Annotated in this window: 16 protein-coding genes; 2 read left to right on the top strand and 14 right to left on the bottom strand. The window is 56.7% G+C overall.

The window, feature by feature from the left end:
• Positions 1-23: 23 nt before the first annotated feature.
• Positions 24-884, top strand: a complete 861-nt coding sequence (pdxY, locus tag ACTJI7_RS02170) for a pyridoxal kinase PdxY (protein WP_063153895.1) — start codon at positions 24-26, stop codon at positions 882-884.
• 60 nt (positions 885-944) lie between these two features.
• Here the strand turns inward: pdxY and gstA are convergent, their stop codons facing one another.
• The 12 genes from gstA to blr form a co-directional block, all read right to left on the bottom strand.
• Positions 945-1550 carry a glutathione transferase GstA gene (gstA, locus tag ACTJI7_RS02165; RefSeq protein WP_028012912.1) on the bottom strand — a complete coding sequence of 202 codons (606 nt, stop codon included), beginning with the start codon at positions 1548-1550 and terminating at the stop codon, positions 945-947.
• A gap of 105 nt (positions 1551-1655) precedes the next feature.
• Complete coding sequence (gene dtpA, locus ACTJI7_RS02160) at positions 1656-3164, bottom strand: dipeptide/tripeptide permease DtpA (RefSeq protein WP_028012913.1); 1509 nt, start codon at positions 3162-3164, stop codon at positions 1656-1658.
• A gap of 592 nt (positions 3165-3756) precedes the next feature.
• A complete protein-coding gene (gene nth, locus ACTJI7_RS02155; RefSeq protein WP_028012914.1) occupies positions 3757-4392 on the bottom strand; it encodes an endonuclease III in 636 nt (211 codons plus the stop codon).
• Positions 4389-5075, bottom strand: a complete 687-nt coding sequence (locus ACTJI7_RS02150) for an electron transport complex subunit E (protein WP_023617347.1) — start codon at positions 5073-5075, stop codon at positions 4389-4391. Before ACTJI7_RS02150 ends, nth begins: the two co-directional genes overlap by 4 nt.
• Positions 5076-5077: 2 nt before the next feature.
• Positions 5078-5698, bottom strand: a complete 621-nt coding sequence (gene rsxG, locus ACTJI7_RS02145) for an electron transport complex subunit RsxG (RefSeq protein WP_063153896.1) — start codon at positions 5696-5698, stop codon at positions 5078-5080.
• 10 nt (positions 5699-5708) lie between these two features.
• Complete coding sequence (gene rsxD, locus ACTJI7_RS02140; RefSeq protein ID WP_063153897.1) at positions 5709-6761, bottom strand: electron transport complex subunit RsxD; 1053 nt, start codon at positions 6759-6761, stop codon at positions 5709-5711.
• On the bottom strand, positions 6762-8783 hold the full coding sequence (gene rsxC / locus ACTJI7_RS02135; protein ID WP_047368415.1) for an electron transport complex subunit RsxC: 2022 nt from the start codon (positions 8781-8783) through the stop codon (positions 6762-6764). It lies immediately after the preceding gene.
• Positions 8776-9354 carry an electron transport complex subunit RsxB gene (gene rsxB / locus ACTJI7_RS02130; RefSeq protein ID WP_032640037.1) on the bottom strand — a complete coding sequence of 193 codons (579 nt, stop codon included), beginning with the start codon at positions 9352-9354 and terminating at the stop codon, positions 8776-8778. The genes rsxC and rsxB overlap by 8 nt, the downstream gene beginning before the upstream one ends.
• On the bottom strand, positions 9354-9935 hold the full coding sequence (gene rsxA, locus ACTJI7_RS02125) for an electron transport complex subunit RsxA (protein ID WP_028012919.1): 582 nt from the start codon (positions 9933-9935) through the stop codon (positions 9354-9356). The genes rsxB and rsxA overlap by 1 nt, the downstream gene beginning before the upstream one ends.
• A 76-nt stretch (positions 9936-10011) precedes the next feature.
• On the bottom strand, positions 10012-10452 hold the full coding sequence (locus ACTJI7_RS02120; RefSeq protein ID WP_025758365.1) for a DUF2569 domain-containing protein: 441 nt from the start codon (positions 10450-10452) through the stop codon (positions 10012-10014).
• Between the two features lie 86 nt (positions 10453-10538).
• Complete coding sequence (ydgT, locus tag ACTJI7_RS02115) at positions 10539-10754, bottom strand: transcription modulator YdgT (protein ID WP_013096896.1); 216 nt, start codon at positions 10752-10754, stop codon at positions 10539-10541.
• Positions 10755-10987: 233 nt separating this feature from the next.
• A complete protein-coding gene (gene blr, locus ACTJI7_RS02110) occupies positions 10988-11113 on the bottom strand; it encodes a division septum protein Blr (protein WP_168733269.1) in 126 nt (41 codons plus the stop codon).
• A 240-nt stretch (positions 11114-11353) separates the two neighbouring features.
• Between blr and ACTJI7_RS02105 the strand changes: the two genes are divergently transcribed.
• Positions 11354-12394: an oxidoreductase gene (locus ACTJI7_RS02105; protein WP_048956290.1), complete on the top strand. Its 1041-nt coding sequence runs from the start codon at positions 11354-11356 to the stop codon at positions 12392-12394.
• Between the two features lie 54 nt (positions 12395-12448).
• Here the strand turns inward: ACTJI7_RS02105 and add are convergent, their stop codons facing one another.
• Both add and ACTJI7_RS02095 read right to left on the bottom strand, forming a co-directional pair.
• The gene (gene add, locus ACTJI7_RS02100) at positions 12449-13450 is read right to left on the bottom strand and encodes an adenosine deaminase (protein WP_047368418.1); all 1002 of its coding nucleotides are present in this window, start codon (positions 13448-13450) and stop codon (positions 12449-12451) included.
• 96 nt (positions 13451-13546) lie between these two features.
• Positions 13547-14719 carry a MalY/PatB family protein gene (locus tag ACTJI7_RS02095; protein ID WP_192979000.1) on the bottom strand — a complete coding sequence of 391 codons (1173 nt, stop codon included), beginning with the start codon at positions 14717-14719 and terminating at the stop codon, positions 13547-13549.
• Positions 14720-14735 lie beyond the last annotated feature (16 nt).

The raw sequence follows: 14735 nt of genomic DNA, 5'->3' as shown, positions 1-14735 counted from the left end.
GTTCAGGGTTTGGTAAGAAAAAGATGAAGAACATCCTCGCCATTCAGTCCCACGTTGTGTTTGGACATGCTGGCAATAGCGCAGCGGAATTCCCGATGCGCCGCCTCGGTGCCAACGTCTGGCCTCTCAATACCGTGCAGTTCTCTAACCACACGCAATACGGCAAATGGACAGGCTGCGTGATGCCGCCTTCGCATCTCACAGAGGTTGTGCAGGGTATTGCGGATATCGACCAGCTCAAGCGCTGCGACGCCGTTCTGAGCGGCTACCTCGGCTCAGCGGAGCAGGGGGAACACATCCTCGGCATCGTGCGTCAGGCGAAAGCGGCAAACCCGGTGGCAAAATATTTCTGCGACCCCGTCATGGGACACCCGGAGAAAGGCTGCATTGTGGCGCCTGGCGTAGCGGAATTTCACGTTCGCCATGCGCTGCCCGCCAGCGATATCATTGCGCCCAACCTGATTGAGCTGGAGATCCTCTGCGAGCATCCGGTTAACAGCGTAGAAGAGGCTGTACGCGCGTCTCGCGAGCTCATAGCCCAGGGGCCGGAGATTGTGCTGGTAAAACATCTCGCCCGCGCAGGGCTGACCCAGGAGCGTTTTGAGATGCTGCTGGTGACGAAAGATGACGCATGGCATATCAGCCGTCCGCTGGTGGATTTCGGCACGCGTCAGCCGGTGGGCGTGGGTGATGTGACCAGCGGGCTACTGCTGGTGAAACTGTTGCAGGGTGCAACGGTGAGAGACGCGCTGGAGCACGTGACGGCAGCGGTGTACGAAATTATGATTGCGACGAAAGAGATGCAGGAATATGAACTGCAGGTGGTCGCGGCACAGGATCGTATCGCGAAGCCGGAGCACTATTTCAGCGCCACACGGCTATAATCGTCCAGAGTTCGTAGGCCGGGTGAGCGTCAGCGCCACCCGGCAACACAGACGGCTCGCTTAATTCAACCCTTCCGCTTTTAGCGCAGCGGCCACTGCTGGACGCTCCGCCACGCGCGCCATATACGATGCGATATGGTCCAACCCTTCCAGGTTCAGCTTAACCGCACGCGCCCAGCGCAGTACGGTAAACAGGTACGCGTCGGCAATGGTGAAGCGTGAACCACAAATCCACTGATCGTCTTTCAGCGATTCGTTAACATACTGCAGCTTTTTCTCCAGCAGAGCTCGCACGGTCGGCTTGTACTCTTCCGGCGTATCCGGGCGGAAGAGGGGGGTAAAACCTTTGTGCAGCTCGGTGGCGATATAGTTCAACCACTCCAGCGTTTTATAACGTGCGACGCTGCCGGTAGGGGCAAGGAGCTGGCGATCCGGTACGTTGTCCGCCAGGAACTGCATAATCGCCACGCCTTCGGTCAGCAGAGTTCCGTCATCCAGCAGCAGGGCCGGAACCTGCCCTTTTGGGTTAATCGCAAAAAAGTCATCCCCGTTTTCCAGGCGCTTTTTCATCAGATCAACGCCATCCAGCGTGAAATCTTTGCCGCTCTCGCGCAGGGTGATATGGGAAGCAAGAGAGCACGCGCCCGGTTTGTAGAACAGTTTCATCGGTAACTCCTTTTTGCTGAGGTTTCAGCTATGTTAGTGCGCGAAGGGACAAAAAAAAAGCCGCTAATCTCTTAGCGGCTTCTGTTCTGTCGTTTCTCTCAGATATCACGCGGTAGCGGTTTTGTTCGCTTCCGCCGTCTTGTCGTCGTCCTGAGTCATTCGATTCAGTTTCGGCGCGGTCAGCAGCATCAGCGCCGCGATAACCGCCGTAGCGATACCAATCTGCATGAACACGGTACCGTAGACGTTCAGGGAGAGCAGCGGATCGGTCACGTTTTCTGGCACAGCCATCAGGTTCGCGATCTTACCGGCGATGATCGCCGCACCAGCAGTGGTCAGGAACCAGCTACCCATAATGAAGCCCATCAGACGCTGTGGAACCAGCTGTGCAACCATCGCCAGACCCAGACCGGAGATCATCAGTTCGCCGATAGACTGCAGCGCGTAGCTCAGGATCAGCCAGTTAACGGACACGATACCGGCGTCGGACGCAAACTTAGTCCCCAGCGGCAGCACCAGGAACGCACCAGAACAGAGCACCATACCCACCGCGAACTTGTGCGGCATTGGCAGACGATCGCCCATCTTGTTATAGATTGCGGCCAGAATCGGGGAACCGATCATGATCCAGAAGGGGTTCAGCGCCTGGAACTGCTCGGGTTCGAATGCGATACCCAGGATAGAGTGCTCAACGTTACGAATAGCGAAGAAGTTCAGAGAGGTTGGCATCTGGCTGTACAGCACGAAGAAGATAATCGCTTCCAGCATCAGAATGAACGCCACAATCATCTTACGACGGGCTGCACCCTTCATAGCGAACGCTTCTTTTGCGAAGATGACCACGATGCCCAGCGCAACTACGCCCAGAACGGCACGAGCGATACCCTGGTTGTGCAGCAGCCAGGTGGCGATCGCCGCCAGGACGACAACGCCCACGATGGTAGCCAGCAGCTTGCCCATGTGGACAGGCTCGAAGTCAGGTTTTGAACCGTAGTCTTTCACCCAGTTGCGGCAGAACAGGAAGTTTACCACGGTGATCAGCATACCCACGAAGCTCAGCGCAAACGCCACGCTCCAGCCGAATTTCGCGGCCAGCCATGGGGTTGCCAGCATGGAAAAGAAGGAACCGATGTTGATGGACATGTAGTACATGGTAAATGCACCGTCCAGACGTGGGTCATCTTTGCTGTAGCAGGTTGAGAGCAGGGAAGACGGGTTCGCTTTGAACAGGCCGTTACCCACGGCGATGGTTGCCATGCCCATGTAGACCACAGCCGCATCATGTCCTGACCATGCAACCAGACCATAGCCAATAGCCAGAACAATGGCACCCAGCATAATGACGCGCTTAGTACCGAGAACTTTATCACCCAGCCAGCCGCCGATAGCAACCAGACCGTAAACGAGGGCACTAAAGGAGGAGAACAGCGTGATGGAATCGGCTTCGGACATACCCAGCTGTTTAACCAGGTAAACCGCCATGATCCCTTGCAGGCCGTAGTAACCAAAACGCTCCCATAACTCGATAGAGAAGATGAGATAAAACGCTTTCGGTTGTTTAAAAGCGTTCAGACTCACGCTTTCATCTGTTGGTTTATTGTTTGCAGTCGACACATATACCTCTTTTTTTACATCCCATATTAACGGGGGTGTTCATAGCGTGATGGCCGTAGCCCATCCGCCTTATAGTTATATTGGGAGGAGAAACGGCGGGTAATGTTCACTATCCTGCCCCGTCTGGCAATACGTTTGTAATAATCTGTTACATTTATCTTGAACGGTATAATTGTCGGCTTCTACAAATGTTATTTAGCGTTAAATTTTATACGATAACTAAAGGTAGTTTTTTCGACTGGTATACACCCAGTGCGATGGGGTTTTGGCGATATGTTCTGCTATTTGCCGCTTGTTGTAGTGATATAGCCCATATTCTGAAAAATAGCTGGTCTTATCTTCCGGGTAAACGCATTTAAATCTTGCCCGGCAAAGGGTTTGCGATGACTTTGACTACAAAAAATCAACATGACGTTATCAGAGTGATCGCGATCACAGATGTATAGAAATTTTTGGCTATGAAAAAAGTATTAACCTGTTTGAGCGTTATAGAGCCGAACAAGTGACAAGTCAGAAGAAAGTAAGAGCGGACAAATAACGGCCAAAAGAAGAACGAACGGTAGTCCTTCTTTAGGTAGGGGATTATGACGGGTCAGGGATAGACTTTTTCTTTATATTCGCAGAGATCTTCAATAACGCAGGAGCCGCAGCGCGGCTTTCGGGCTATGCAGGTATAACGACCGTGCAAAATCAGCCAGTGGTGGCAGTCAACCTTGAATTCGGCAGGAACCACTTTTAACAGCTTCTCTTCTACCTGCTCGACGTTTTTCCCTGGGGCGAAGTTGGTCCGGTTTGAGACGCGGAATATATGCGTATCAACGGCGATGGTCGGCCAGCCAAACGCGGTATTGAGCACAACGTTCGCGGTTTTACGCCCCACGCCCGGCAAGGCTTCCAGCGCGGCGCGATCTTCCGGTACTTCGCCTCCGTGCTGTTCCAGCAGGATCCGACAGGTCTTAATTACGTTCTCGGCTTTGCTGTTAAACAGGCCGATGGTTTTGATATAAGACTTCACGCCTTCCACGCCCAGTTCCAGCATGGCCTTCGGCGTATTGGCGACCGGATAGAGCAGGGCAGTGGCTTTATTGACGCTCACGTCGGTCGCCTGCGCAGAGAGCAACACCGCGATCAGCAGCTCAAACGGGGAGGTAAAATTCAGCTCCGTCGTCGGGTGCGGGTTCTCGTCCCGCAGACGGGTCAGGATCGCAATGCGCTTTTCTTTATTCATGAGGCCTTCTCGGGTGTCCCTTCCAGAACGCTGCGCTCAGCCGCGCGGCGCTTACGTTTCTCATCAATCAGGTATTTTATCGCCAGCATCATGCCGAGGCCAATAAACGCGCCGGGCGGCAGCATCGCCAGCAGGAACGGCGTATCGGTGTGAAACACCTCAACGCGCAGCGCTTTAGCCCAGCCGCCCAGCAGCGCATCTGCGCCGTCGAACAGCGTACCGTTGCCGAGGATTTCACGCAGCGAGCCCAGCACGAACATGGCGCACGTGGCGCCCATGCCAATGGAAAAACCATCCAGCGCCGACATGGCCGGGCTGTTTTTCACCGCGAACGCTTCCGCACGCCCGACCACAATACAGTTGGTGACGATAAGAGGAATGAAGATCCCGAGCGACTGGTACAGACCAAACGCGTAGGCGTTAATCAGCATCTGGACAATACTGACCACCGACGCAATGATCATGACGTAAATCGGAATACGAATTTCCGACGGCGTCCAGCGTCGCAGGGCAGAGATGGAGAGGTTGGTCAGGGTCAATACCAGCGTGGTTGCCAGACCCAGACCGAGCGCGTTGGTGGCGGTGGATGTCACCGCCAGCAGGGGGCACATACCCAGAAGCTGTACCAGCGCGGAGTTGTTTTTCCACAATCCCTGGACAATAACCTCTTTAACCTGGCTCATGATTACTCCTCACAGGCCGGAAGATTGTTGATCTGCGCGGGCAGCGTTTCAGCGTACAGCCCGGCTCGTTTTACGGCGTTTACCACCGCCCGCGGGGTGATGGTTGCGCCCGTGAACTGGTCAAACTCGCCGCCGTCTTTCTTCACCGCAAACGCGGTGTCATTTTCACCATGGATCACTTTACCGGCAAAGTGCAAAATCCAGTCGCTCAGACGGGTTTCAATTTTGTCGCCCAGGCCCGGCGTTTCATGATGTTCCGTCACGCGGGTGCCCAGGATGGTACCGGAGAAATCGCTGCCCACGAGCAGCTGAATGGCGCCGGAATAGCCGTCAGGGGCGGTCGCTTCCATCACCGCGCCGACCGGTTTATCCCCTTTGCGGGCGATAAAGAGGCGGTGCGGGCCTTTCCCAAGCTGCGGCGCGTCTACCACAAAGCAGCTTTTTTGCAGGTCATTATCGTAGAAATCGGACGGGATCACCTGATCGAACAGCGCCTTTTGCTGCTTCGAGGCCTGTTCTTCGATGGTCGTTTTGGTCAACGCATTAACCAGTGCCGTCAGCCCCGTCAGGACCGCGGCGAAGACAGCCAGCGTGACGCCGTGTTTTTGCATCGTTTTTAACATGGCGAAACCCTTAGCGATGGCCGTACACGCGTGGACGCGTGTAATAGTCGATGAGCGGAACGGTAATGTTGGCGAGCAGGACGGCAAAGGCCACGCCGTCCGGGTAGCCACCGAAGCTGCGGATGAGCCAAACCAGCAGGCCAGCCAGCGCACCGAAGATCAGGCGTCCGCGGTTAGTCGTTGAGGCCGTCACCGGATCCGTCAGGATAAAGAAGGCACCCAGCATGGTCGCGCCGGAGAGCAGGTGCATCTGCGGGCTGGCCAGCGATTCAGGAGAGAATACCCAGCCCAGCGTGGCGCAGAACGCCAGCGTTACCAGGAAGCTGACCGGAATATGCCAGCGGATGGCTTTCTGCTGCAACAGGAACAGGCCGCCCAGCAGATACGCCAGGTTGACCCACTGCCAGCCGGCTCCCGCCAGCACGCCGCTGTAGATGGCGGACTTCATGATTTGCTCAACGCTGTGCCCGGCGTGCAGGGACGTTTTAAACGTATCGAGCGGCGTCGCCTGGCTGATACCGTCCACGCCCATACGCAGCGCGTTCATATCAGCACCCAGCGCCGTATGGCCGGTAAAGATCACCTGCAGAGCATCCATAAAGCCGGGCACCGTGGCTGCAATCTCATGCGGCGGGAGCCAGCTGGTCATCTGTACCGGGAAGGAGATCAGCAGCACCACGTAGCCAATCATCGCCGGGTTAAACGGGTTATGACCGAGGCCGCCATAGAGCTGTTTGGCAATAATCACGGCAAACACGGTGCCGAGCACCACCATCCACCACGGGGCAAGCGGGGGAATGCTGATGGCCAGCAGCAGGCCGGTCAGCAGAGCGGAGTTGTCCGCCAGGATGCGGGAAACCGCCATCTTGCGCAGCTTCAGCACGAGGGCTTCCGCGGCGACGGCGCTGGCGCATCCAAGAGCTATCTGGAACAGAGTTCCCCAGCCGAAAAACCAGCACTGAACGGCAATGCCCGGCAGCGCGGCCAGGCAGACCAGCATCATGATGCGCGATGTCTGGCGCTGATTGTGGGTGTAAGGGGAACTTGCGATTCTGAAAACCATTTAATCCTCGTTTACGGCTTGCTGTGCGGCTTTCTTTGCCTGAACGCGCGCAATGGCGGCGGCGACGGCGGCCTTGCGCGGGTCATCGTTGGCGGCCTGCGGCTGCTCTTCCTGCTGTGCTGCTTTGCGCGCTTTGGCGCGGGCTATCGCCGCTTCAACGGCGGCTTTACGTGGGTCGACCGGTGCTTCAGGTTCTGCGGCTGGCGCCTGCTGCGCTGCTTTGCGCGCTTTGGCGCGGGCAATCGCCGCTTCGACGGCGGCTTTACGCGGATCGACCGGTTCCTGTTCAACCACCACTGGCTGCTCCCCGGCCTTGCGCGCTTTGGCACGGGCAATCGCCGCCTCAACGGCGGCTTTGCGTGGATCGATTTCAGCTTCCGGCTGCGCCGCTTGCGCTTTTTCCGCCTGACGGGCGCGGGCCGCAGCTTTACGCGCTTCGCGGGCGGCAATCGCTTCGCTGTTATCCGGTTTTTCACCGGCCTGGATCACCAGCGTCTGGGCGGCACTGGCTTTTTTCTCGCGAACGCGCGCCAGTGCGGCGTTGATTGCATCCTGATCTTTCCCGGCAGGCTGAACGGCGGCCTGCTTATGTCGCTCCTGACGAGCCATCTTCTCACGTTCGAGACGCGCCTGACGCGCTTCGAAACGTGCCTTGGCTTCCGCGGCGCGTTTTTCTTCCATGGAGATGGCATAAATCTCGGCCTTCTCCTGGCGGAAGTACTGCACCAGAGGAATGTTGCTTGGGCAGACCCAGGCGCAGGCGCCGCATTCGATGCAGTCGGCCAGGTTATGGGCTTTGGCCTTATCGTGCAGCTGGCCTTTGCTGTACCAGTACAGCTGCTGCGGGAGGAGATCCGCCGGGCAGGCATCGGCACAGGCGCTGCAGCGGATGCAGCCTTTCTCTTCCTGCTCCTCCCCCATTTCGGTTGGAGAAGGGGCGAGCAGACAGTTGGTGATTTTCACTACCGGAACGTCGAGCCACGGCAGGGTAAAGCCCATCAGCGGACCGCCCATGATCACCATCTGGTCGCTGGCCGGGCAAAATTCAGCCTGTTCCAGCAGATGGCGCACCGGCGTGCCGAGGCGCGCCCACACGTTACCCGGACGAGAGACAGACTCTCCGGTCAGCGTTACCACGCGCTCGGTCAACGGCTCGCCGTCAATCACCGCACGCTTGACGGCGTAAGCGGTGCCGACGTTTTGCATCAGCACGCCGATATCCGACGAGCGTCCGCCGTGCGGGACCTGCTTGCCGGTGAGGATTTGCGTCAGCTGTTTTGCGCCGCCAGAGGGGTACTTGGTCGGAATAACGCGCAGGGCGATATCATGGCTACCGGCCAGCACGGCGCGCAGCATTGAGATGGCCTGCGGTTTATTGTCTTCGATACCAATCAGCACTTCCCGCGGCTGCAGAATATGCGCGAGGATGCGGATGCCTTCCACCACCTGGGCGGCGCAGTCCTGCATCAGACGATCGTCGGCGGTGATGTATGGCTCGCACTCGGCGGCGTTGATAATCAGCGTCTGAATCTTATCGCCACCACCGCGCAGCTTGACGCCGGTCGGGAAGCCCGCGCCGCCAAGCCCCGCGACGCCGAACTGATGAATACGCTCAATGAGCGCTTCGCGGCTCTGGCTGCGGTAGTCGCTCCAGCCGTCACGGTCAATCCAGCGATCTTCGCCGTCGGCTTCAATAATCACGCTCAGTTCCGACAACGCGGACGGATGCGCCACCGTATGAGGGGCAATTGCCACCACTTTCCCGGAAGTAGGGGCGTGTACCGGCAGCATACGTCCGCGTCCGAAGGTCAGCGGCTGACCGCGCAGCACCGTATCGCCTTCTTTCACGCACAGCTCGCCCTCAGCGCCAATATGCTGCTTGAGCGGCATGACGTAACGCGTCGCCAGCGGAATTTGACGCAGCGGCGTGCCGTTGGACTGGGTTTTCATCTCTGGCGGATGGATACCGCCGTCAAAGTCCCAGATCTTCTCTTTTCTGAAAGCAGAAAATAACTTAAGCATGTTGTTCCACAGGAATATTGCGAACCGGAATGGTTTGAAGATCCCACTTCCAGCTTTCGGTAGTCGTTTCAACCGGGCGCAGCTCTATACATTGCGTCGGGCAGGGGGCCACGCAGAGGTTACAGCCGGTGCAAAGATCCGCCACAACGGTGTGCATGGCGCGGGTCGCGCCGACAATGGCGTCGACCGGACAGGCCTGAATACATTTGGTGCAGCCGATGCAGTTTGCTTCATCGATCACCGCGAGGGCGCGAACCGGCTCCTGGACTTCCGCATCGCCATCAACGGGCTGCGGATCGACGTTAAGCAGGGCGGCAATTTTCAGCATCACCGCTTCGCCGCCGGGCGCACAGCGGTTAATTTTTTCACCCTGAATGCCTACCGCTTCAGCGTAAGGGCGGCAGCCCGGGTAGCCGCACTGTCCACACTGACTTTGCGGCAAAAGCTCATCAATTTTTTCAACAACAGGATCGTCCTCTACCGCGAAACGGCGGGAGGCGTAACCCAGGATAAGGCCAAACACCAACCCCAGGACGCTGATAGAGGCGATGGCAATCCAGATAGCACTCATTACAACTTCACCAGACCACTAAAGCCCATAAAGGCCAGAGACATTAAACCCGCGGTCACCAGCGCAATGGCATTACCGCGAAATGGCGCAGGGATATCAGCTGCTGCCAGACGTTCGCGAATCGACGCGAACAGCACCATAACAAATGAGAAACCGACAGCGGCGGAGAAGCCGTACAGCGCCGACTGCATGAAGTTATGGCCAAGGTTGATGTTCAGCAGCGCCACGCCAAGCACCGCGCAGTTGGTGGTGATCAGCGGCAGGAAGATACCCAGCAGGCGATAGAGCGCCGGGCTGGTTTTACGCACCACCATTTCGGTAAATTGCACCACCACCGCGATAACCAGAATAAACGCCAGCGTGCGGAGATAGATTAACCCCAGCGGGATGAGGATCCAGGTGTCAATCAACCACGCGCAGATAGACGCCAGCGTCATGACGAAGGTCGTCGCCAGCCCCATGCCCATCGCCGTTTCCAGCTTTTTGGACACGCCCATAAACGGGCACAGGCCAAGGAACTTCACCAGAACGAAGTTGTTAACCAGCACGGTGCCGACAAAGAGCAGTAAGTAATCGGTCATTATTTAGCCTGAAATAAAAAAGCCGCCTATTATCGGACAAACCGGGGCAGGCGACAACAGGTTATCTGTAAGGTTATTACGGGTTCACGAAGGTGTTTTTCACACGCGTTGAACGTTTGAAATAGGGCACCAGCAGCGCCGCAGCCAGTAACGGGAAAAGCAACTGGCGGACAGCAAGCGCGTCAGAGACGGGCGAGAAAGCAAACGCTTTAACCGCCAGCAGGACCGAGACCAGCAGCCAGATAATGTAGTGCTTAGGCACACTCTTGCGGCGCTTAAAGAAGGCGATAGTCAGCCACAGGGTGTAGTACCACATCCCAATCGCGAAAACGAACGACACAAACCACATCGCTATATTCAGCACGCTTTGCGACATTAGGGTCTGAATAGCGTGAGGGGTAATCAATGCGGTGGTATAAAGCAGCAGCGCAAGCGATGCGCTTAATAAGGCAACCAGCAGCCATGCCAGTGGGGCGATTAACCAGCCTCCGATGCGTTCTCCAGGCGTTGCGGTCATGAACTCTCCCATTATCTGCGCGAAATGTTGTACAGCCAGTTTGCAGGGCGGAGAGTATATAACATTTCGCGCGGATGGCTACTTTCTTATAAAACGTAACGCCATACGGACTTCGGCACCTCGCCGACGTTGAACAAGCGTCCGCCGGAGACCAGCTCCGCACGGCGATGGTCAGCGGCGCGATACATATTGATGATGTCCTGATTATCCGACAGGGTGTAGTTCAGATGGTCAAACAGTTTTTCCAGGCTCTCAAGCGAATTGATCTTGCGAAATTTTAATAAATAGTCCTGAACTGTCATATTAATAATTTTCCATATAAAAGTGAGTAATACCAGTTAAGGTAATTCGGTCGAATAATAAACGGATTAATACAGACGTAAACAGCCCACTCAGATAACGCGACGAAATTAGGAGTTTTCTTTGCTGAAATTCAGGCACCGAAGGTGATGCCTGGAAGAGAAGGTTAACCGTGTTCACCAGGGCTGGCAATACGAAACTGACACATTATGTCACTCTTTAAAGCAGCAACCGGTTACTTAGGATGGGTGACGGCAGCAGGCTCCGGCGGCTGGTAGTTATCAATATGGCTGGCTACGCCGAGCAAAATGACCGAAACCCCAAGAACAATCCATCCCGCTAATTCAATGATTCGATTAATAATTGATGCCATGATTCACTGTTGTAATTTATCCATAAATACAGGTCGCAAATGTTACAGCGCTGTTTCTCTGACGGCAAGCGCTTTGGGAACGATTCCCTTAAACAAAATCAGAAGGTTAATACTATGTAACAAAAATAGCCGGTACAGCCTGCTATTTTAAGCGCCATGGCTCATTATTAATGAGGACAATGCCAGAAAAGCCAGTATGAAATAAGAAACGCAAAAGAGGACAACACGATGAGTGATAACATCCGCGTCGGGCTTATAGGCTACGGGTACGCGAGCAAAACGTTTCATGCGCCTCTGATAGCCGGAACGCCGGGAATGGCGCTGGCGGCGGTATCCAGCAGCGACGCCGCCAAAGTCCACGCTGACTGGCCCGCAGTGCCGGTTGTCTCCGAGCCTAAACACCTTTTCAACGATCCGAATATCGATTTAATTGTTATTCCCACCCCGAACGACACGCACTTCCCGCTGGCGAAAGCCGCGCTGGAAGCCGGGAAGCACGTCGTTGTTGACAAACCCTTCACCGTGACGTTGTCACAGGCGCGTGAGCTGGAGGCGCTGGCAAAAAGTCTGGGCAGAGTGCTGTCCGTTTTCCATAACCGCCGCTGGGACAGCGACTTCCTGACGGTTAAAACGCTTCTCGGGGAAGGCACGTTAGGAGAGATCGTTTTTTTTGAATCACACTTTGACCGCTTCCGTCCGCAGGTGAGAAACCGCTGGCGCGAGCAGGCCGGTCCGGGCAGCGGCATCTGGTACGATTTAGCCCCGCATCTGCTGGACCAGGCCGTGAATCTGTTTGGGCTGCCGGTGAGCATGACGGTCGATCTGGCCCAGCTGAGGCCCGGTGCGCAGACAACGGATTACTTCCACGCGGTGTTGAGTTACCCGCAGCGGCGGATTGTGCTGCACGGGACGATGGTCGCGGCCGCGGAATCTGCCCGCTATATCATCCACGGCACGCGCGGGAGCTACGTGAAGTTTGGCCTCGATCCGCAGGAAGATCGCCTCAAAAACGGTGAACGTCTGCCGCAGGAAGACTGGGGCTATGATATGCGCGACGGCGTCGTGACGCGGACGGAAGGTGAGGAGCTGGTTGAGGAAACCCTGTTAACGATCCCGGGTAACTATCCGGCTTATTATGCTGCCATCCGCGATGCGCTTAACGGAACGGGGGAGAACCCGGTTCCGGCCAGCCAGGCGATCCAGATTATGGAGCTGATTGAGCTGGGGATTGAATCTGCCAAACATCGCGCGACGCTCTGTCTGGCATAAGTTTTTGACGTTGTTGTAGGCCGGGTAAGGCGTAGAAGCCACCCGGCAAAGGGTTTACGCGGTTGCCACCTTATCCCGCAGCGCCTGCTTCTCTGCTGGCGTAAGGAAGGCGATCTCCAGCCCGTTGATCTGCGCCTGGCGGATCTGCTCGCGGCTCAGGCCCGCCTGCGGTGCGGCGATGTTGTACTCGTGGATGATATCCACGCCCTGAACCGCCGGATCGTCCGTGTTCAGCGAGGCCAGCACGCCGTGCTCAAGGAACGTTTTCAGCGGGTGCTGCGCCAGCGTTGCTACGGTGCTGGTCTGAATGTTGGACGTCAGGCACGACTCAATGCCGATGCGCTGCTCCGCCAGGAAATCCATCAGCGCGCGGTCTTCTACCGCCTTCACGCCATGGCCGATACGCTCGGCGCCCAGCTCGCGGATGGCCTGCCAGATGCTTTCCGGGCCCGCTGCTTCACCAGCATGGACGGTAATGTGCCAGCCGGCATCGCGCGCGCGGTTGAAGTGGGAGAGGAACAGGCTGCCGGGGAAGCCTAGCTCATCGCCGGCAAGGTCAACGGCGGTGATGGCATCGCGGTGCGCCAGCAGCGCTTCCAGCTCCTGCAGGCAGGCGGCTTCGCCGAACGTGCGGCTCATAATGCCGATCAGGCGGGCCTGAACGTCGAAGGTTTTACACCCTTCGCGGACGCCTTCAATGACGGCTTCCACCACGCCTGCAACGGGCAGGTTGTGGGTCATCGCCATATAGCCCGGCGAGAAGCGCAGCTCAACGTAGTGCAGGCCGTTGCGGGCCGCGTCTTCAATGTTCTCAAACGCCACGCGGCGGCAGGCATCCAGCGAGGCCAGCATCTTCACGCCCCAGTCGAGTTTGCTCAGGAAGCTGACCAGGTCTGGTTCATTGGAGGTAACCTGTACGTGTGGGATCAACGACTCAAGCGTCTGAGCGGGAAGCGTTAAGTTGAACTGGCGGCCAAGATCGAGGATGGTTTGGGCACGAATGTTACCGTCAAGGTGACGATGAATATCAGTTAAGGGCAGGCGTGTATCAATCATGGTCGCACTCTTTTCGGATTAAAGTGCGCCATATTATAAAAACAAAACGGGGTAAAAAGCTATTTGCGCAAGGGAATATTCCGTTGCGCAAACAAATTACAGGAGCGTGTTGATCCCGGCGATGAGGCGCTGAACCCCTTGTTCCAGCTTGCTGCGTGGGCAGCCCGCATTTAAGCGCACGAAGCCATTTCCCTCTTCCCCGTAGGTATATCCCGGCATGATGGCGACTTTTTGCTGCTCGATCAGCACTTTTTGCAGTGCCCTGTCGTCAATGTTCAGCGGGCGCAGGTCAATCCAGGCCAGATAGGTTGCTTCCGGCGGCTGCCAGTTCAGTTTCGGAAAAGCACTGTTTAATTCCTGTGCGATATACAACAGATTCTCTTCCAGATAACGACGCAAGGCATCAAGCCACGGCTCTCCACGCTGATAGGCGGCGATATGAGCCGTCAGCGCCAGCACGGAAGGGGAAGAGAGCCCATCCCGTCCTTTTAGCGCGGTGAGATAGCCGTTACGGCTCTCTTCATCGCCGATCAGGCCGTATGCGCCCGTCAGTGCCGGAATATTAAAGCTTTTCGAGCCGGAGGTGAGAAGCGCCCACTTGCCGCGCGCTACCGCATTCCACGGGGTGTGGCGATGCGCCCCCCACACCATGTCCATATGAATTTCATCGCTGATAACCGCCACGTCATAGCGCTCACAGAGTTCCGCCATCTGCGTCAATTCATCCCGCGTCCAGACCTTGCCGGTCGGGTTCTGCGGGCTGCACAGTAGCAGAATTTTGTTTTCCGGTTTCGCCAGGGCCGCTTCAAGCGCCGCCATATTGCCCTGCCAGCCAGCCGCCTGCTTTTCCATCTCAACGGCCACAACCTGACGCGCATTGCCTCCAATGGCGTTGTAAAACGCATCGTACGCCGGGGTGTGGACCACCACGCCGTCGCCGGGGTGAGACCAGAGGCGTATCAGCTCTGACACCATGTAGATGACGGAAGGGCCATAAACGATGGTTTCTTTATCAATGCGGCTGTTAAAGCGCTGCCGAAACCAGTGCTCAACAGCGGCAAGAAACTCGTCGTTTTTCCAGCGGCTGTAGCCCAGCACGCCGTGGTTGATGCGCTGATGCAGCGCGTCGGTAATGCAGGGGGCGGTGGCGAAGTCCATATCCGAGATGGTGAAGGGCAGCAAATCCGCCGCGCCAAAGCGGTCGGCGACGTAGTCCCACTGCGTACACCAGGTGCCGTGACGATCCACGACGGTAGAAAAATCAAACATGACGTTAATCCTTAAA

Source organism: Enterobacter sp. 22499, from assembly GCF_052044815.1.
In the GTDB taxonomy this organism is placed as follows: domain Bacteria; phylum Pseudomonadota; class Gammaproteobacteria; order Enterobacterales; family Enterobacteriaceae; genus Enterobacter; species Enterobacter bugandensis.
Note: the sequence above shows the minus strand (reverse complement) of the source record. Positions and strands in the feature narration are given on the sequence as shown.